At 39.4% G+C, this 19,396-nt stretch carries 19 protein-coding genes and 1 pseudogene; 10 read left to right on the plus strand and 10 right to left on the minus strand.

The window, feature by feature from the left end; translation table 11 throughout:
• Window positions 1-5: 5 nt before the first annotated feature.
• A complete protein-coding gene (locus FTU12_RS13690) occupies window positions 6-491 on the minus strand; it encodes a chorismate lyase (protein WP_111884531.1) in 486 nt (161 codons plus the stop codon).
• Between the two features lie 203 nt (window positions 492-694).
• Between FTU12_RS13690 and FTU12_RS13695 the strand changes: the two genes are divergently transcribed.
• Complete coding sequence (locus FTU12_RS13695; protein WP_180114593.1) at window positions 695-1,609, plus strand: polysaccharide deacetylase family protein; 915 nt, start codon at window positions 695-697, stop codon at window positions 1,607-1,609.
• An 84-nt stretch (window positions 1,610-1,693) separates the two neighbouring features.
• Here FTU12_RS13695 and FTU12_RS13700 read toward each other — a convergent pair whose 3' ends face one another.
• A complete protein-coding gene (locus FTU12_RS13700; RefSeq protein ID WP_180114594.1) occupies window positions 1,694-1,972 on the minus strand; it encodes a hypothetical protein in 279 nt (92 codons plus the stop codon).
• Window positions 1,973-2,068: 96 nt separating this feature from the next.
• Complete coding sequence (gene glnA / locus FTU12_RS13705) at window positions 2,069-3,484, minus strand: type I glutamate--ammonia ligase (RefSeq protein ID WP_171262625.1); 1,416 nt, start codon at window positions 3,482-3,484, stop codon at window positions 2,069-2,071.
• A gap of 888 nt (window positions 3,485-4,372) precedes the next feature.
• Here glnA and FTU12_RS13710 point away from each other — a divergent pair.
• The 7 genes from FTU12_RS13710 (at window position 4,373) to FTU12_RS13740 (ending at window position 9,856) form a co-directional block, all read left to right on the plus strand.
• Window positions 4,373-4,957, plus strand: coding sequence for an aminodeoxychorismate/anthranilate synthase component II (locus FTU12_RS13710; protein WP_218945838.1), 585 nt, complete (start codon window positions 4,373-4,375; stop codon window positions 4,955-4,957).
• 18 nt (window positions 4,958-4,975) lie between these two features.
• Window positions 4,976-6,022: an anthranilate phosphoribosyltransferase gene (trpD, locus tag FTU12_RS13715; RefSeq protein ID WP_078191968.1), complete on the plus strand. Its 1,047-nt coding sequence runs from the start codon at window positions 4,976-4,978 to the stop codon at window positions 6,020-6,022.
• Between the two features lie 16 nt (window positions 6,023-6,038).
• Complete coding sequence (gene trpC / locus FTU12_RS13720) at window positions 6,039-6,845, plus strand: indole-3-glycerol phosphate synthase TrpC (protein WP_180107231.1); 807 nt, start codon at window positions 6,039-6,041, stop codon at window positions 6,843-6,845.
• Between the two features lie 107 nt (window positions 6,846-6,952).
• Window positions 6,953-7,936, plus strand: a complete 984-nt coding sequence (locus FTU12_RS13725; RefSeq protein WP_180114595.1) for a hypothetical protein — start codon at window positions 6,953-6,955, stop codon at window positions 7,934-7,936.
• A gap of 111 nt (window positions 7,937-8,047) precedes the next feature.
• Window positions 8,048-8,737: a Smr/MutS family protein gene (locus tag FTU12_RS13730; RefSeq protein WP_078190270.1), complete on the plus strand. Its 690-nt coding sequence runs from the start codon at window positions 8,048-8,050 to the stop codon at window positions 8,735-8,737.
• A 95-nt stretch (window positions 8,738-8,832) separates the two neighbouring features.
• On the plus strand, window positions 8,833-9,381 hold the full coding sequence (gene folE, locus FTU12_RS13735) for a GTP cyclohydrolase I FolE (RefSeq protein WP_171262632.1): 549 nt from the start codon (window positions 8,833-8,835) through the stop codon (window positions 9,379-9,381).
• A gap of 118 nt (window positions 9,382-9,499) precedes the next feature.
• On the plus strand, window positions 9,500-9,856 hold the full coding sequence (locus tag FTU12_RS13740) for a cupin domain-containing protein (protein ID WP_180003198.1): 357 nt from the start codon (window positions 9,500-9,502) through the stop codon (window positions 9,854-9,856).
• Between the two features lie 80 nt (window positions 9,857-9,936).
• On the opposite strand, the gene FTU12_RS13745 is transcribed toward FTU12_RS13740, so the two are convergent.
• From FTU12_RS13745 to hemE, 5 genes are all read right to left on the minus strand, one after another.
• Window positions 9,937-11,313, minus strand: a complete 1,377-nt coding sequence (locus FTU12_RS13745; protein WP_168379157.1) for a diguanylate cyclase — start codon at window positions 11,311-11,313, stop codon at window positions 9,937-9,939.
• Between the two features lie 106 nt (window positions 11,314-11,419).
• Window positions 11,420-13,294 (minus strand): DUF4105 domain-containing protein, encoded by a 1,875-nt coding sequence (locus FTU12_RS13750; protein ID WP_257227321.1) that lies wholly within the window; start codon window positions 13,292-13,294, stop codon window positions 11,420-11,422.
• Between the two features lie 109 nt (window positions 13,295-13,403).
• Window positions 13,404-13,874, minus strand: a complete 471-nt coding sequence (locus tag FTU12_RS13755; RefSeq protein ID WP_180114597.1) for a DUF3015 family protein — start codon at window positions 13,872-13,874, stop codon at window positions 13,404-13,406.
• A gap of 150 nt (window positions 13,875-14,024) precedes the next feature.
• A complete protein-coding gene (locus FTU12_RS13760; protein WP_180109405.1) occupies window positions 14,025-14,816 on the minus strand; it encodes a DUF817 domain-containing protein in 792 nt (263 codons plus the stop codon).
• A gap of 40 nt (window positions 14,817-14,856) precedes the next feature.
• On the minus strand, window positions 14,857-15,927 hold the full coding sequence (hemE, locus tag FTU12_RS13765; RefSeq protein WP_078191978.1) for a uroporphyrinogen decarboxylase: 1,071 nt from the start codon (window positions 15,925-15,927) through the stop codon (window positions 14,857-14,859).
• A 205-nt stretch (window positions 15,928-16,132) separates the two neighbouring features.
• On the opposite strand from hemE, the gene FTU12_RS13770 reads away from it, so the two are divergent.
• Window positions 16,133-17,353 (plus strand): L,D-transpeptidase, encoded by a 1,221-nt coding sequence (locus tag FTU12_RS13770; RefSeq protein WP_180066393.1) that lies wholly within the window; start codon window positions 16,133-16,135, stop codon window positions 17,351-17,353.
• Between the two features lie 192 nt (window positions 17,354-17,545).
• A complete protein-coding gene (locus FTU12_RS13775; RefSeq protein ID WP_180088025.1) occupies window positions 17,546-18,241 on the plus strand; it encodes a pirin-like bicupin family protein in 696 nt (231 codons plus the stop codon).
• A gap of 29 nt (window positions 18,242-18,270) precedes the next feature.
• On the opposite strand, the gene FTU12_RS13780 is transcribed toward FTU12_RS13775, so the two are convergent.
• On the minus strand, window positions 18,271-18,408 hold the full coding sequence (locus tag FTU12_RS13780) for a hypothetical protein (RefSeq protein ID WP_180040818.1): 138 nt from the start codon (window positions 18,406-18,408) through the stop codon (window positions 18,271-18,273).
• Window positions 18,409-18,944: 536 nt separating this feature from the next.
• Window positions 18,945-19,346, minus strand: a pseudogene (locus FTU12_RS16550) (guanosine-3',5'-bis(diphosphate) 3'-pyrophosphohydrolase); the annotation flags it as partial.
• Window positions 19,347-19,396: the final 50 nt, after the last annotated feature.

The following is a 19,396-nucleotide window of genomic DNA, read 5'->3' on the forward strand; positions in this document are numbered from 1 at the left end:
TAATGTTATTTCTGCAAATATTGCTCAAAACTCGCTAAAAAAGTTTCCTGAACTATAAATTTACAACCATGCCAAGTATAACAGCTCTGACGTGTCCAACCATCGTCTAGCCACAGTACACGCCGCTCACACTTCGGATTGGTCCGTTGAAATAAAAAATGTCCGATGGGTTTTTTTCCAATATGCTGAAAAATCCGCGCACGGCCTTGTATACTGAGGATTGGAAATATACTTTTTGCCTTGACCCACGGCTCAGCTTCACAGCCATATAAATAACTTTCACGTACCCAAGCTGTGTGCTGTATTGGCATTTGTAGCCACCGTGCATCTTGAAGCGTCATACGTTGAAATTGCTCAATACTCGGCTCAACCTTAAATACGCCTTGGGCAAAATCTGTTAATTGTTGGGTTAATGAACCCGAAGCATACAACCATGTTCTTAATTCAGGAGACATTCTTTTATCCCGCATTTCGCATGCTTGACGCTGCATATTTCCTTTCCCTTATAAGCATTTGCTGAGTATAGCGAATCCTTAGTGTAACCAACTCAACATCGTTTTTCATGACCCATAGCTTGTTTTCAGTAAAATGAGCAAAACTAAAACAGCTTAAGCACTTCATTACATATGTAATCAACACAAACCTCACTTACCCAGTATGATGTCGTGGATAACCACCAAATTACACAAGCATAATGTTTCCATATAAGCCGCTATATGTTTTTATTTTTTTCGTTTTACTTTGTGCCAATATCACGGCTCAAGCAAAATCTATTGCGCTCAGTTTTGATGATGGATTAAATCCAGCGTTTAACGCACAAGCGGAACAAATCAATGCCCAAATTTTAAAATATCTGCATGATCAACAAATCAAAACTATTGTCTTCCCTAGCCTGATTAAAATTGGCGATTATCAAGGTAAACAACTGATTCAAGCGTGGGGACAATCTGGCCATCTGATTGGCAATCATAGTGCACTGCACCAAAATCTGAATAAAGAAAATGTCACTGTACACGATTATCTGCACAGCATTGAACAGGCAGATACAGTGCTAAAAACGCTGCCGAATTACATCCGTATTTACCGTTATCCATTTTTAAAAGAAGGTAATAACGCTGAAAAACGTGATGCTGTCTATCAGTGGTTAGAGCAACATCAATACCGCATTGGCGGTGTGAGTATTGATGCCAGTGACTGGTTTTATAACCGAAAATATCTCGACAATGCCAAACAGCAAGATCAGGACAAATTAGACCGACTAAAACAAGCTTATATTGCTCACCTGCTTCACCGAGCAGATTATTATGACCAACTTGCACAGCTCACCATAAATCGTTCGCCACAACATGTTTTACTTTTACATGTAAATGCCATTAATGCTGCATTTTTAAAGGATGTCATTACCGCATTTCAGCAACATGGCTGGACTTTTATTTCAGCAGCAAACGCCCTACAAGACCCCTTATATGCGCAGCGCAGTCAAAACATTCCTGCGGGTGAAAGTGTGATTTGGTCGATTGCCAAAACTCAAGGAATTACACAGCTGCGCTACCCCGCCGAAGATGCGCCTTATGAAGGCGACAATTTAAAACAGCATGGTTTGAAATGACGTTTGGCAAATTTCTAGATATTCAATAAAAAATGACCTGCAACGTTGTAGGTCATTTTTTCAGTTCAATATTATCGTGTTGAATTAAAAGTTATCTGTCTTGGCAATGGCTTCAAACTTGCCTTGCGGCGTTTTAATCAGCACCAGCCCTTCGGTCGTAATATAAAAACTTTCAGGGTAATCAAACTCCAATGCCAACTCTGGGTTTTTCAGTTCGACAAATTGAGCCTGCTTATAACCTTCAACTGTCCGTCCCACTTCCAAATAAGTCACTTCTGAAAAGTTGAGTTTAAATCCCTTTGCCTGATCCGATGGATCAATCCAAGGAAAAAAACCGGTATGTTTTTTACGTGGTTTTGCCATGTTTAGATATTCATTCAACTCTTTGCTTTATCTTAACCCATTCCATAAAAAAACCCGCACAAGGCGGGTCTTTTTACAGTGAAATTCTGTACAGAATTACAAGCTGTAGTACATGTCGAATTCAACTGGGTGAGTAGTCGTGTTAAGACGACGAACTTCTTCAGTTTTAAGTTCGATGTAGGCATCAAGCATTTCTTTAGTGAACACACCACCTTTAAGAAGGTAATCATGATCCGCAGCAAGCGCTTCAAGCGCCATATCTAGGCTATGAGCCACTGTAGGGATTTTAGCTTCTTCTTCAGGAGGAAGGTCGTACAAGTTCTTGTCAGCAGCTTCACCTGGGTGGATCTTGTTTTGAATACCATCAAGACCAGCCATAAGAAGTGCAGCGAAACCTAAGTACGGGTTCATCATTGGATCTGGGAAACGTGCTTCGATACGTTTGCCTTTAGGGCTTGAAACGTAAGGAATACGAATAGAAGCTGAACGGTTACGTGCTGAGTAAGCAAGCATAATCGGTGCTTCAAAATGTGGAACTAAACGTTTGTACGAGTTAGTCGAAGGGTTTGTGATTGCGTTCAATGAACGAGCATGTTTGATCACACCACCAATGAAGTATAACGCCATTTCTGAAAGACCAGCGTATTCATCACCAGCAAACAAGTTCTTGCCGTCTTTAGAGATCGACATGTGAACGTGCATACCAGAACCGTTATCGCCAACCATTGGTTTAGGCATAAACGTAGCAGTTTTAGCATATTGGTGAGCAACGTTCCAAACAGCATATTTGAACTGTTGTACTTCGTCCGCTTTACGAACCATAGTGTTGAAGCTTACACCGATTTCAAGCTGGCAAGATGCAACTTCGTGGTGATGTACTTCTACACGACCTGGGCCCATGATGTCTTCAATTTTTGCACACATATCTGCACGCATATCTTGTGAAGAATCTACAGGAGGAACTGGGAAGTAACCACCTTTCACACGTGGACGGTGACCAGAGTTACCCGCTTCGTAATCTTTACCAGTAGACCAAGCAGCTTCTTCAGCGATTAATGTGTGACGCGCGCCAGACATATCGATGTCCCATTTTACTTCATCAAAAACGAAGAATTCTGGTTCTGGACCAAAGAAAGCAGTATCACCAATACCCGTTGATTTTAGGTATTCTTCCGCACGGCGAGCAATAGAGCGTGGGTCACGTTCATAACCTTGACCAGTTGAAGGTTCGATAACGTCACAAGTCACAACAACTGTAGCTTCTGCAAAGAACGGGTCGATAAAACCAGTTTCTGCATCTGGACGTAAGATCATGTCAGATGCTTCAATGCCTTTCCAACCAGCAATTGAAGAACCATCAAACATTTTGCCATCTTCAAACGTATCTTCGTCGATTGAATCTGCTGGGTAAGTTACGTGTTGTTCTTTACCCTTAGTATCAGTAAAGCGAAAATCGACCCATTTTGCGCCACTTTCTTGGATGAGTTGAAGGACCTTGTTCGCCATGCTCATTTTGCTCCGATGATTTTTTTGTGCACACTGAAGTGCGTGTTAGTAGTTGGTAGTTATTAAGCAATTACCGTACCAACTTTTAAAAGCTAAGCTAAAATACTGAATTCCTTATCAGAATAGAAGATTTTAGCTCCTTGCTTTTCGACTATTATACTGTGTGTAACAGTAAATGCACCATATTCAGCCACTCTTCATCACTTTTGTTTAAAAACTTCTCGCAGGTGTATCAAAATAGTGCAACTTGGTTTTGCACCAGTATGCACCAAAATGATTAATCGCTTTCAACGATAAAATTATTAGGATTTTATTAAAGCTTTAAGGTCGAATTTAAATACGATAGAAACTAATGGTTTAGCTAGTTCTAGATGGAAAAATACCAGCGTGATAACTATATTCATGATCGATATTTAGGTTTTTTGAGCCCTTAAAGCACTCTTTTTTTGAAGTAGATTTAACCATTTTGTTTTAATTTTGATCAATCTACCTTTGCATTAATTGTGCTCCATTTTGGTGATTTTGCTTCAAAACGGTTCATATTTTTCCAGCTAGAGCCTGAATTGCAATTTTTAACGACAGTAAGCAGATCTTTTTAAAATATCAATTGAACACATTTTAAACACTTAAATTCAGCCTATTGCTTTGTTCAACTTAAATCCTAAATTTATAAGTCGATAATTTGCTGAAATGATTTCAGTTGCGATGAACTTTGGCGAAATTGTTCAGCAGAAATTGAATAATATTTGCTATGATTGGCTGCATTCTAAATATTTCACTATTTTTCTATTTAAAATATCCACACGATATTTGGGTCAATATACAACTATTTAGAATCATTTCGGACTATTCTAAGCACAGTTAAGTGCATAAATTTCAAAGGTTAATACGCTCATGCTTTTGATGATCGACAATTATGACTCTTTTACCTACAACATCGTCCAATATTTTGGCGAGTTAAATCAGGAAGTAAAAGTTGTACGTAACGATGCCGTGACATTGGAAGATATCGATCGATGGCAACCGAAGTATTTAGTCATTGGTCCTGGCCCTTGTTCGCCAAGTGAAGCAGGTATTTCAATTCCTGCGATTCAACACTTTGCGGGAAAAATTCCTTTACTCGGTGTGTGTTTAGGCCACCAAGCCATAGGACAAGCTTTTGGCGGCGATATTATTCGCGCTAAAAAAGTGATGCACGGTCGTTTATCTGACATGTATCACAGCGATCAAGGCATTTTCAGCAACCTCCCTTCGCCATTTTCAGCAACGCGTTATCACTCTTTGGTGATTGATCAAGCGACTTTGCCTGAATGTTTAGAAGTGACCTGCTGGACCAATGAAGAAGATGGCACGATGGAAGAAATCATGGGCGTAAAACATAAGACATTGCCTGTCGAAGGCGTGCAGTTTCACCCTGAATCAATTCTTAGTGAACATGGCCATCAAATCTTTAAAAACTTCTTAGAAATTTACGCTTAATCGAGTGCAAAAAATATTATGAATATTCAACAAGCTTTAAATAACATCACGAAAAATATTGAACTCACTCAACCTCAAATGGAAGAAGTGATGCGTACCATCATGCAAGGTGAAGCGACCGATGCTCAAATTGGCGCACTGATGATGGGCTTACGCCAAAAAGGTGAAAGTATTGATGAAATCACTGCCGCAGCACGTGTAATGCGTGAGTTTGCAATCAAAATCGATGTCAGTGATCTGCCACATTTGGTGGATATCGTTGGTACAGGTGGTGATGGTCAAAACTTATTTAACGTTTCTACTGCGTCTAGTTTTGTCATTGCAGCAGCAGGTGCAACCATTGCTAAACATGGCGGTCGTGGTGTTTCATCAAAATCAGGCTCTTCTGATCTTTTAGAACAAGCTGGAATTAACCTTGACCTGAACATGCAGCAAACTGAACGTTGTATTCGTGAAATGGGCGTTGGTTTCCTCTTTGCACCTAATCATCATAAAGCCATGAAATATGCTGCTGGTCCACGTAAAGAATTGGGCTTCCGTAGTATTTTCAACCTACTTGGCCCGCTTACGAATCCGGCCGGCGTAAAACGTTTTGTGATTGGTGTTTTCTCTACAGAATTATGTCGTCCTATGGCTGAAGTTTTAAAACAACTCGGTGCAGAACATGTCTTGGTGGTGCATTCAAAAGACGGTTTAGATGAAATTAGCCTTGCATCAAGTACTTATGTTGCAGAACTTAAAGATGGCGAGGTCACTGAATGGGAAATTCAACCTGAAGCTGTAGATATCGAGTCGCAAACCTTAACAGGTCTATCTGTAGATAGTGCTGCGGAAAGTCTAAAATTAATTAAAGATGCTTTAGGTAAAAATAAATCTGCACTCGGTGATAAAGCCGCGAATATGATTGCCCTAAATGCAGGTGCCGGTATCTATGTTTCAGGCTTAACCAATAGCTATAAACAAGGTGTTGCATTAGCACATGACATTATCTATGGCGGTCAAGCACTAGAGAAAATGGGCATTTTGTCTGAATTTACGAAAACTTTAAAAGAATACGAAGCTTAAGATTAGGACTCAAATCATGGTAGATATCGCCAATACAATTTTAGGTAAAATTGTTGACCGTAAAAAAGAAGAATTTGCAGCCCGTCTTAAACAACGTAGCTATAAAGATGTCGAAGAGCTAGCTCAAGCAGCTACACCCGTTCGAGGTTTTGCACAAAACCTCGGCTCTAAACGTCCGGGGGTGATTGCTGAAATTAAAAAGGCATCACCATCGAAAGGCATCATTCGTGAAAACTTTAAACCTGCTGAAATTGCGCAGCAGTATCAAGATGCTGGTGCAGCGTGTTTGTCTGTTTTAACTGATGTCGACTTTTTCCAAGGTGCAGATGAAAACATTCAAATTGCTCGCACGCATTGCGACTTACCTGCGCTACGTAAAGATTTTTTGATTGATCCATATGGTGTGATTGAAGCGCGCGCTTTACATGCAGACTGTATTTTATTAATCGTGGCTTGTTTGTCAGATCAACAACTCGAAGAAATGTCGAAAACTGCTTTTGAGCACAATCTCGACGTATTGGTTGAAGTACATGACGAAGAAGAACTTGAGCGTGCAATGCGTCTTTCTGACAACTGTCTACTTGGCGTCAATAATCGTAATTTAAAAACCTTTGAAGTTGACCTCAATACATCATTACGTTTGAAGAAGTTACTTGAGCCTTCTCGCCTACTCGTGACAGAAAGCGGTATTGCCACACCCACAGATGTTGCCATGATGCAAGAACATGACATTCATGCCTTCTTGGTCGGTGAGAGTTTTATGAAGCAGCCACGTCCTGATCAGGCGTTTAAGGAGCTGTTTGGTGTGCCTGATAAAATATAAATGAAATATGTAGGGTGAGTTCGCTCACCCTTTTCCTCCTTTGCATCCATATTAAAAAAATTACACATCCTTTTTATAATTTTTATTCATTTGAGAATTAAAAAATAATGAAGTCGATTATTTCTTCTACTCTTCTATTCATTTCATTAATCTTGGTTTCACTACACCAGATAAGTTGGGCAAAAAATATAACTCTTTATACTGGCTCACCGTATCATATTGACCAAAATCATATCCTCTACTTTAATATTTCCAATATGCCCGAAGGCATCATTGCTGCGCAGATTGACCTAAATCAAATTTTTCCAAATATAAATACTAACGTGCTAAAGGGCAAAAATTATGATTTCAATAAGAATCAAATTGAAATCATTAGTTATCAAGGCTTACCAATAGTCATTAATTTCTCAATCAATACTAAAAACAAGAATATTGAAAATTCAACCTATTTTTCTATTTCTAAAGAACATAAAAATTCTTTATCAAAACCAATCAATATTAAACCGCACCCTTTTTCCATGGAAAAATTATATCATTTTGAACAGATTTTTTATAAAGATAACCCTCATTTATTGAAAAAGAATTTAGCTGATGAGCCATATTTAATAAATCTATTCATATTCCATGCAGCAATAAATGATTTTGATGATATGAATGATTTTTTCCAAAATGCGATAAAGAACCTGACACAGAAAAATGATATTGATAATTATGAAAAAGCCAAAAATTTGTATCTTGAATATTTAAATTTAGGTGAAAACAATGAATTTTATGATACCACCTTAATTATGGCGGCAATCGAGCACACAGATATTTCTTTCATCAAAAAAATGAAGCTGAGAAAAATAAATGAACTTGTAGTAGATGAAGTTGAACCACAAACATATTATTTCACTAGATGCTCCCCATTAGGTAAAGCTATTCGCCTAAATCAATATCAGATAATTTCTTATTTACTTGAAAAAGGCGCTTCAACCGAAATCGTGTGTCTTTCTAAATTTAATGAAGAACAATCAGCATTAGCTCTTGCAGAACAATATAAAAATAAAAAAGTTATTAAATTAATTAATTCAACTTTGAAGCCCAAATAGGACTTGTAATGAATTAAGAGATCTTCTTGATATAAAGTCTTTCCAGTTCAAATCAGTGCCATTTAAGGCTATAATTGCTCTAAATTTTTGTATATTTCCCGTTTTTTCATTATGAGCAAACACGATTCTTCGCTTTCAAAAGATCAGTACAACCTACTGAAATCTTTTAAAAAGCAAATTACGAATCCACATTCCTCTACGATTGCTAAACAGCCTGAGCCAACGCCAAAGACTGTTGAACAAGAGCAGGAAGAAGACTTCGCGCTTTTCCAAAAGCAAATGCAAGGTGTTCAAAAAATGAATGCAGGAAATACTGCAAAAATGGAAAAAGTGGGTCGTAAAAAACCTGATGCGCAAACGTTGGCTAAACGTGCTGCTGCAATTGGTCCTATGGAAACAGATGATGCATTACTTTCTGATACGCAAGCGATGCTCAACCCTGTTGCCAGTCAAGCTGCTTTAAGCTATCGCATTGCAACCTTACAACATAAAGTTTTTGAAGATTTAAAAGCCGGTAATCTACGTTGGTTCGAAGCAGTCGACTTACACGGTTGCACTGTAGAAGAAGCTCGTTCGGCTGTGCTGCAAATCATTCAAATGGCGAAAGATGACAATCAAAACGTCATTAAAATTGTGCATGGCAAAGGACCAGAAGCAATTTTAAAAACTTATGTAAATAGTTGGTTACGTCAACATCGTGATGTATTGGCATTTGTGAGCGCCCCAGAAAAACAAGGCGGTACAGGTGCTGTACTGGTTCTGCTTAAACGTGCAGAAAAGAACCCACAGTTTAAACAATAATCGGATTTAACTCCAAAAGAAGGCATTGTAATAGTTTTCTGCTACAATGCCGTCCTTGTTCAATCTCTCAGTGTAAGTGAACACGTCTTATGTCTATGCAGCAATCCTACGCAAATATCCTAACTGCCGTTGGTGAAGATCTGAATCGCCCAGGTCTTAAAGATACGCCTATGCGTGCTGCTAAAGCTTTTTCATATCTTACTTCTGGTTATAGCCAGACACTTGAAGAAGTGACCAACAATGCGGTTTTCCCATCCGATAACCGTGAAATGGTCTTAGTTAAGAATATCGAATTCTATTCTTTGTGTGAGCACCATTTATTGCCTTTTTATGGCCGTGTACATATTGCTTATCTCCCAGAAGGCAATGTTTTAGGTTTATCAAAATTCGCACGTATTACAGAAATGTTTGCCCGTCGCTTACAAATTCAGGAAAACCTTACTCAGCAGATTGCTGAAGCTGTGGCTGAGGTGACTGGTGCACGTGGTGTTGCTGTGGTTATTGATTCAGCTCACATGTGCATGATGATGCGTGGTGTGGGTAAACAAGAGTCTACAACGCGTACCGTTTCTTTTGTCGGTGACTTTAAAACCAATAAAGAAGAACGCCGTGAATTCTTAAGTGCTGTGCCTGAAAGCTATTAATAGAACATTCAGCGTCAGCTCTTTAAAAAAGCCTCAAACTTTTGAGGCTTTTTTTATTTGTGTTTTAATGTCCCAAATCATTTGCTTTGATAGCAAAGCACTATTTTCAGGATGAATCATGTCAGATGTATATATTGCCGGTCAGGGTTTAGCGCAAGCCAAACACAGCATAGACTTCCCTCGCCCAGACCGTTTGGTTCAGGGCAATCCTAAACGTGAAACTGCAAGCCTGTATGTACACCCCAATATGGACTGCGGGATTTGGCAATGTGAAATTGGCGCATGGAATATTGTCTTTGCACCCAATAAACAAGAATTTTTTACAATCCTTGAAGGTTTAGTACGTATTCATGATCAACAAGGTGGATATATCGAGGTTTCCGCTGGCCATGCGGGCATTATTCCCCCATCGTTTCAGGGCAAGTTTGAAGTTGTCGAAGCCGTCAAAAAATACTATGTGGTTGTTGAAGTTTAAATTACGGCACATCTCGCCATTAAACTTCTTTACCCATAAAAAAACTCCCACATAAGGGAGTTTTTTATTCTCAGAATGAATTAGATATACGACAAATGCTTAGTGACTTGGATACAGTTTCGACCATTATTTTTTGCCGCATACAGCGCATGATCTGCGGCATCTAAGAAACGCTGATAATCAGGATGGCCATCATACTGCACACAACCAATGCTTACGGTAAAACTAAATTGCTGACCTTGTGCCGTTCGGATCAAGCCCTTTTCAATATATTGGCGAATATTTTCTGCAATTTTCATCGCACGGTTTACACCAGTATCGACCAAGAGTAATAAGAACTCTTCACCACCGATACGGAATGCATAATCGCTACCTTGACTATAACGCTGCAAGGCTTCAGCAATAAATTTGAGTGCGAGATCACCTGCTGCATGACCAAACTTATCATTGATCATTTTAAAATAATCCGCGTCAAAGGCGAGCAAAGACAATGGCGTTTCATTTTGCCGCGCAAAGGTAATTTCACGTGAAATAATCGTACTGAGATAGCGGCGGTTTAGAAGTTGAGTCAAAGAATCGTTGCCAGACTCAATATATTCAGCCACTTGAAATAGTTGATCGACTAAATGCTGAATTTCACGGTTCAATTCACGAATCTGTTGAATCAACTGTTGCAGCTGATCTTTTTCCGTCATCTGCATCGTTTGCTGGGTTAATTGATCCACTTCATAAATTCGGTCAATAATCAGTTGAACCTGATCTGAACCAGAAAAAGCATATGCCGCTTTATGAATGAACCATAGCCCAAACTCTGATTTTGAAAATAAGGGATGATAAAAACCAACATTGCCCGAAAAGATTTTAAACATCAGTTCATTTTCCCAGTCGAGCAATGAACCCCGTTGTTTATCTTTATGCACTGCTACATCTTGCATCGCTGAAAATAAGCGATAATTGTGTTTTGTTTCTTGGTTTTTTTCCGTATTGATCTCATAAGAGCGGCACATAATTTCTGTGCTGAACCCCATAATTTGTACAATATAACTGCACATATGGAGAATATTTTGCGTTTGGTTTAACTCTAAAATTTCAAATATTTTACGTTCTATTTCACGTACACCACGCATGATGAACCATGACGGAATACCAACACGCGCGTGTACCATTCCAACTTTCTGCTGTCTTTTGACTGAGCTTTCAAATTCACCATTCAGTGCGACATTAAACGTTTCTAACAACCATTTTCTTAAAGTGTCGATGAGCCTTTTTTGAATGATATCGTCTTTAAAAAATTCAGCTGACTCTGGCTCACGTGACATTTGTTCATAAAAAACAGTAACTAAATGTTCAACATGCCTTTGGATAAATTGCAATGCTGCAAGATGTTCATTTTCAGTATATTGATCACAAATATCTTTCCAAGCCTGACTTAGACCTGTAATACATTCTTGATTCATTCGGTGACACAAACCACAGCTATTACAAAGCTAGCAATCATACCTTGCTTTACTTACATAAAAAAACAAATTTATTTGATATTTCATATTTTATCTATCTTAAAAATTAATAGAAAAATACATAACTCAATTTCAATTTATTCCAATCTTGATCATCTTGCTGCTGGTATTCATAGCCTAGTCTTAAAGCATTTTGTTGGTTGACGATATATTGTAATTCAGCATCGAGTTTCAGATTCCATTGATGTGTGTCTTCCCAATACGGAAGCTCTGCCTGAACCAAACTATTGAATTTTTCCGACCAAATATTTTGGCAACCCAATGTCGGCCCAAGGCCCACTCGCCATCCATCATCTAGTGACTTGCCGCCCTGCACCTGCATTTGAGACTGCACATAACACAAATGTGTGCGTTCCTGATTGGCCCAGCTATAACCGGATTGAGCTTTTAATTCAGCTACACCATGTTGTTTCGTTTCGCTAAATTGACCTGCATCTACTGACACTTGCTGCCAGCCAAAATTAAAACCCCAGCTTAGCGGTGTTTTAAATGGCGTGATCGGGTTGTAAGAATTGACCGATAAAAAATCAAAATGATTGAGTTTGAGTTGGTCGTCTCGATATTGGATCGAGCCATCCCAAAACATCAACTGCGTACCAATCCGAAAGCCACCTTGCGGATCGATCAAGTCATGATATGCCTGACGATGCCCGAGTTCGATATATTTTTCACCTTGAACTTCACCTACTGCGGCTGAAAAATTTCGCGCATGATGTCCATTGACTGGATCTAGACTTGGCTGCTTAGGTTCAGTCCGTTGTTTGGGTTGTGAAGATTGGCTACGTAAGGCCAAGATTTGACGCAATTTAGGCTGCGTTTCTTCCGCACTCACTTTTCGACCAATCAGCAATAAATACAGATGGTCATACGCCATTTCTAATATTTTCGCTTGCTCTGCTTCATTAAACTGAGCGAGTGCTGTCGACATCATCGCAGGTTCAATTTCAGCGAGCTTATGCGCTTCACGTGCTAAACGATATCCATGTTGCTGCGCTTGTGATAAAAGCTGCGTTTCTAATGCAGGACGATACACCGCTGCTTGAATCAGTTGTTCATCATTGATCGCTTTAATCGTTTCAACAGGAATGGAAGCGACTTTAAATTTTTCGGTTAAATTCAGTGTCGGGCGAACCAAATCCATTAGGCCCAATAATCGATATGCACAGTTATCACTGGCAAAATAATAGGGAAAACTTACATTTTGCATTTCCCAAAGATGTTTAACCAAATAACTGGTTTCTTGCTCGGTCAGTGCTAGCTCATATTCCCACAAATCACGACTTTCAAAATCACCATATTCTTTCACCTTTCGGTAGTACGGCATCAAGGAATATTCACCAGGATACTGTCCTGTTAAGCCTTTCCATGCATAAGACCAGTTATCTTCACCTGCAACTGTCGCTGCATAGTTAATGGCATAGGACACCAAATTTAGCTCTTTTTGATCTTTCGGATCGAGACGCAATAAGGTATGTCCAAACATAGAACTTGGATTACCCATAAAGTCTGTGGCGTAAATTAATGTCGCTTTATACGGCTTAATTTTCCCAAACCATTCATCAAACTCAGGGCAACTCACCACTGGTAACTGCTCTGAACGGATGGATAATTCTTGCATCAGCCACTGACTACGCGCAGGGAAACGACAACGAAAGGCTTGATTAGGTTCGGCGGGTTGAAACAGTGCAGCAACATCTGCCTCTAATTCGGCTTGGGCATTTTGACGGCCATCTTCGGCCAAAAAGTAACCTTTATAGGCAACTTCACTTTGTCCTTTATGATCTGTATATAAAAGTCGCTGCCAACTGATGTGTTCAGACAGTTTTTTTGATTGTGCAAGTTCAATATATCGTTGTACCTCAGCGGTTTTAGAGAGGTTTGGATCTACAACTTGTTGTGCATATAAAATGCTCGGAATCATAAAAGTACAAAATAAAGCAATTGATTTCATTCAGTTATATTCAAATCCATTTTTATATATTTTAGATAATAAAAAACCCTGCCGAGAGACAGGGTTTTAAAAGCATCGATTAAACGTAAGCTTTAAGTACTTCGTCTTTCGCCATTACGCTTTGTAATGAAGTAAGTACTTGTAGAGAAGACTGGTTTTCAGCTGAATAGATTTCAGCAAAATTTGCTTTAGACACAGCAAAGAAACGTGCTTTATCTGTTGATTGGATGTTTAAAAGCTCAGCCAAAACATTCAGGCTCTCACCTTGACCAACCGCCATATCACGAGCAAGTGATTCAGCATTTTCATTGGTAAATGTTACTGCTTGAGCAGTCACTGTACCTGTACCGCTACAACCTAAAGTACCAAAGGTGATACCAAGTAACTGGTTAGTAAAAATACCGTTGGTAGTCGCAGCTAAAATTTTAGGAATTTTACCTGATTGACCAGCCCAAACTTGAGAACCAACACCACAACCTACGTCACGGTCAGCAAAAGCAGCTGTAGAACCTAGTGCAACGACTGCAACTAAAGCTAATTTTTTTAACATAGCACTTCTCCAGGGAATTTTATTCCATTGTTTTTAATTATTAAAACATGTGTAATTTTGATTACACACCTGTAGATTAACTTGATCTTTCAGATAAGGCAAAACATTTTCATCTAAAACTTTGGGCTAAAGATAATACGTTCTTTTTCACTATTTTTTGAGCAACCAAGTACCATTTTCGTCACGTTTTCCAAGGATTTTGAGTACTAAAACCAGACTGAGTAATAGCAACAAATACCAAGAACCAAGTTTCCCCCAACCGACCATATGCCATGCATCGACCTGACTTGGATATAACCAAATTTGATAGAAGGTACTGATATTTTCTGCAATCCAAATCAAAAATGCCAAAATCAACAGTACTGGTAACATGGGCAACTGAATCACATGATTTTGTAATTGAAAACTGAGCTTGGTTTTCCAAAAGATTACCACACTCCAAGCAAACAAAAGCATACGAATATCTGGCACAAAAAATTTGGTCATAAAATTAAGATATGACAAAACGGCTAAGCACAGCATATTGCCAAAACGCGGTAAGTTACTGAACGACACCTGATATAGACGTAACGAACGTGCAAAAAAACTTCCTACTGCCGAGTACATGAAACCTGCAAATAATGGCACGGTCAGCAGTTTGAAAACGGCAGGCTGCGGATATTGCCATGAGGCAATGTGTGGATGGGTCAGAAATATTTCCATCCCCATTGCAAGGATATGAAACAGTGCTATGACTTTGGCTTCCGCCCAAGACTCAAGTTTTAAGCAGAGTAAACACACTTGAATGATCAGTGCATAAAACAATAAATAGTCATAACGGAAAAAGCCAAAATATTCCTGACTTCCCATTGCTGCTGTTAATGCAAAAGCGATCAACAGTAATATCCCAAATAAGGCAGCCGAAGCTGCCTTATAAGAGAACTCAAAACATGATTTTATCATCTTGACCACGGTTGAATCCTAAACCTATTTCCTTGAAGCCTTATAAATACTTGGCACTATATTCGTGTACCGTATCAATAAAGGCTTTTGGATTGGCTGGATCTACCCACTGAGTAATACCATGACCTAAGTTCGCCACATAACCGGTTTTTTCACCGTTGGCATATGCATCATCTAACATGGCACGCGTCGCTTTCGCAATCGCTTCAGGCGAACCATATAATGTTGCTGGATCTAAGTTGCCTTGCAATGCTGCACGGCCTGCGACTGTTTGACGCGCCACATTTAATGGCGTAGTCCAATCTAAACCAAAGGCATCTGCACCCGTTGCAATCATTGGCTCTAACCATTGACCACCACCTTTGGTAAACAAAATCACAGGAACTTTGCGTCCATCTTTTTCACGCTGTAATCCTGCCACGATTTTTTGCATGTAGTTTAGTGAAAATTCAATGTATTCACGGTGTGCTAATGCCCCACCCCAACTATCAAAGATTTGTACAGCTTGGGCACCTGCATCAATCTGCGCATTGAGATATTCAGTCACCGCCACAGCCAAACGGTCTAATAAAGCATGCAGTACTTCAGGTTGTGCATACATCATTTGTTTCGTAAAACGGAAATCTTTGCTTGAACCGCCTTCCACCATATAGGTTGCCAGTGTCCAAGGACTGCCTGAGAAACCAATCAAAGGAACTTGTCCGCCCAATGCTGAACGAATCGTAGTCACTGCATTCATGACATAATCTAAGTCAGATTTGGCATTAAACTTAGGTAAATTCAGTACATCTTGTTCGGTACGTACAGTTTTATGAAACTTCGGACCTTCACCTGCTTCAAAATACAGTCCCAAACCCAACGCATCAGGTACTGTCAAAATGTCTGAAAATAAAATAGCTGCGTCTAAGTCATAACGACGCAAAGGTTGTAAAGTAACTTCACAAGCAAATTCTGTATTTTTACAAAGAGATAGGAAATCACCCGCTTTTGCACGTGTTTCACGATACTCTGGTAAATAACGGCCAGCCTGACGCATCATCCAAACCGGAGTTGCATCTACCGGTTCACGTAATAAGGCACGCAAGAAACGATCATTTTTTAAGGTCGTCATTCACTTTCCCAACTTAATTCGATATTCGCATCATCATATCAAAAAGGTTGTAAATATAATAACTTCTCAAGCATTTAAAAACCGATCATGTTGAGTGCCAAAAATGATATTTACACAAAACAACTACTGCATCTCCACTTTTTTTCTGTAATACTTAGCCAGTTTTTAATACACAGTAAATGAATAATTCTTAAGGTTGAATTACATGTTCGTTCGCACCATGCTCGCACTGAGCCTAAGTTGCATATTTGCTGGTACAGCTATTGCCGCATCTACTGCTGAACAACCATTAACGCCAAAAAAAGTGACTAATGTTGCAGTTCAGGATCCCATTGATCCGTTAGCGACTGAAGCTTCATCTGCAACTAGCCAGATTAGCGCTCAAGAACAAGAAGATCTGAACCAAGCATCGCAAACTTTAGACAGCTTGCAACAATCAGAAGATGTTAAAGCCGACATCGGTGCTGCACCTGCTACAGCGACTGCTACAACTCCAACACCAACTTCGCCTGCTGCCAAAGTTGCTTGGGGTTTAAATGACCTAAATAATGCTCAGTGGTATGACAACATTGGTAAAGGTCAATTCCCTGTTTATGCACGTGCGCATGTCATGCTCAATAATGCACATGCTTCACCGGGTGCAATTGATGGTACCAGTGGTAAAAATACCCTAAAGGCGATCGCTTCATTCCAACAAATGAATGGGTTGAAACCTACAGGGACTTTAACTAAAGAAACTTGGGATGCGCTGATTGCAAAACAAGGTTCTAAACCTGCATTTATTGAATATACGTTGACTGACGCAGACTTGAAAGGTCCTTATGCAGCATCAATTCCACACGACTATGCATTACAAGCAAAAATGAAAGGCTTGTACTACACACGTGTAACTGAAATGTTGGGTGAAAAATTCCACATGGACGAAGACTTTTTGAAAAAGTTGAATCCAAAAGCGACATTTAAAAAAGCCGGCGAAAAAATCTTAGTAGCGAATATTCGTAACGAAGTTCCTGAAGATATTCACCTGATCGTTGCACATAAAGGCGCGAAACAACTTTACTTGTTTAATAGCCGCAACCAAATGATCGGTTCATTCCCTGCAACGATTGGTAGTTCAGATACTCCATCGCCTACAGGCACATACAAAGTCACAGGTGTTGCACCAAACCCATGGTACAGCTACTCACCGTCTAACTTTGTGCAAGGCAACAACAAAAAACCATTGTCTTTACCACCTGGTCCAAATGGTCCTGTTGGTAATATCTGGATTGGCTTGAGCAAAAAATCATTCGGTATTCACGGTACACCGAACCCATCTGCTATCTCTAAAACAGCATCACACGGTTGTATTCGTTTGACTAACTGGGATGCAAATGACTTAGGTAAGAAAGTGAAATCTGGTGTGACTGTTAAATTCTTAGAATAATTTTAGTCATATTTAAAAAAGCCTGCTTCGTGCAGGCTTTTTTTATAGTTGCGCCTTTATGTATAACAAAAAACTCTATCTTGGCTGAGCGTTGCAAAAATAGGATGAATTGTCGCTAAAAAACTATATATCACTATTTAGTTCAATCCTAAAATAGGCATATGTTCAATAATTAAGATAAGGATGAATGCCATGAATGCTTTTTTACATCCAAGTGAAAACCGTGGTCACGTAAAAATGGGCTGGCTTGAGTCTAAACACAGCTTTTCTTTTGGTAACTGGTATGACCCGAAATACATGGGCGTTAGTGCGCTTCGTGTAATTAATGATGACTTAATTGCAGCACATGAAGGTTTTGGTCAACACCCACATGACAACATGGAAATTTTGACCTGTGTGTTAAAAGGCACCATTACGCATAAAGACAGCATGGGCAACCATGGTGGCATTTCTGCGGGTGAATGGCAGCTCATGAGCGCAGGTACAGGTGTGCGCCATAGCGAAATGAACCAAGGTGATGAAGATGTACATTTACTACAAATTTGGATCATTCCAAACGAACGTGATGCAGAGCCGACATATCAGCAAATTAAATGCGATCCACGTGATCAACCAGATCAATGGCATTTAATTGTTGGACCGAATGACAATGCACCGATGCATATTCGCCAACAAGCTGAAGTGAAAACAGCAGTCATTTCTAAAGGTCAATCTTTAGACATTGAAGCAACACAACACATCAACTATGTGCATGTCATTTCAGGCTCAGTGAAAATTGCTGAACATACCGTTGAAGCTGGTGGCGCAATCGCCTTTCTAGAAGCTAGCAAAATTGAAGCGCTTGAAGATGCTCAAGTGATTTGGTTTGATTTACCCGAAGTAAAATAATTAAAAGCCCTCAAATGTGAGGGCTTTTTTTATGCAGCTTGGCTAAGGCGTTCACTGCGTTTATACAACCACATCAACACTAAAGACGGAATAATAAATCCTGCAGCCACCATGATGCCATGTAGGATTGAGGCATAAGGTTCAGCAAGCATGGCCACATGTTTCATTGGAGATGTCAATGGATGGAATCACTTTAAACGTCTCGAAATCAAGCATTTCGAGATATTCTTAAATGACACTCAGCATCTAATTATCTAGATAAAATTCATCAATCAAAGGTGATTTTATTCTATTGCTGATGCAATCTATCTAATCAGCCTTCAGTTTCCACGCGATAAAAATGATTTTGCATAAAGACGTTAAACATAGAGAAAAATAATTGCCGATCTTGTTCAGATTGAAAGATGCCACCGAAATAGTCCCGATCTGTGGTTAAAATTAAATCTAAGAATGTTGCCTGCTTGGGAACGGCACCCTTTCTTTGGCAATATGCAAAATATGCGCTGACATCTTCAAATAAAATCCACCACTCATGTGGACTTCCAATCTGAACGCCACCTAATGAATGCTCTAGATCAAACATCGCATTAAGCAAATATTGAAAATTTTGCTTTGAACTTTGAAATTGAAATCTCGGATAATCTGTTGTTAGATTTAATTCGATCAGATGTAAATGGACGTTCCGAGCATGCTCTAATCGATGTTTAACTTTTACATATTGTTGATAACGACGTCGATCTTTTGCTGTGACCGTTGTTAGGCGGGATAAATCCATATTGTCATACAAATCACTGAGTTTTACTTCACAAGCAATTGCATTTTTAGCAGTACGCTGCGCAGCTTGAAATCGGTTCTCACCTGCTGCTTTTGTCAGTGCCTGTATCGCATCAATAATATGCGTTTGAAAACCCATAGCGCGAAGCTCATCCGTCGTTGTCTCTGTATCTTCTAAAATGTCATGTAATACAGCGACGATTTTAGCATCGGGATGTTGCACATTTTGCATCACACGAAGTGGATGTTGAATATAGGCTTGTTCCGCTTTATCGACTTGTCCGAAATGGCGTTCAGTCGCCAAAGAAATCGCGTTTTCTAAAGTTGAAATAAAGAATCTCCCCTTCGTGGTCTTTTTTATTTTTCTCCATCATATTAACC

This window comes from Acinetobacter sp. YH12063 (assembly GCF_013419715.1).
In the GTDB taxonomy this organism is placed as follows: Bacteria; Pseudomonadota; Gammaproteobacteria; order Pseudomonadales; family Moraxellaceae; genus Acinetobacter; species Acinetobacter amyesii.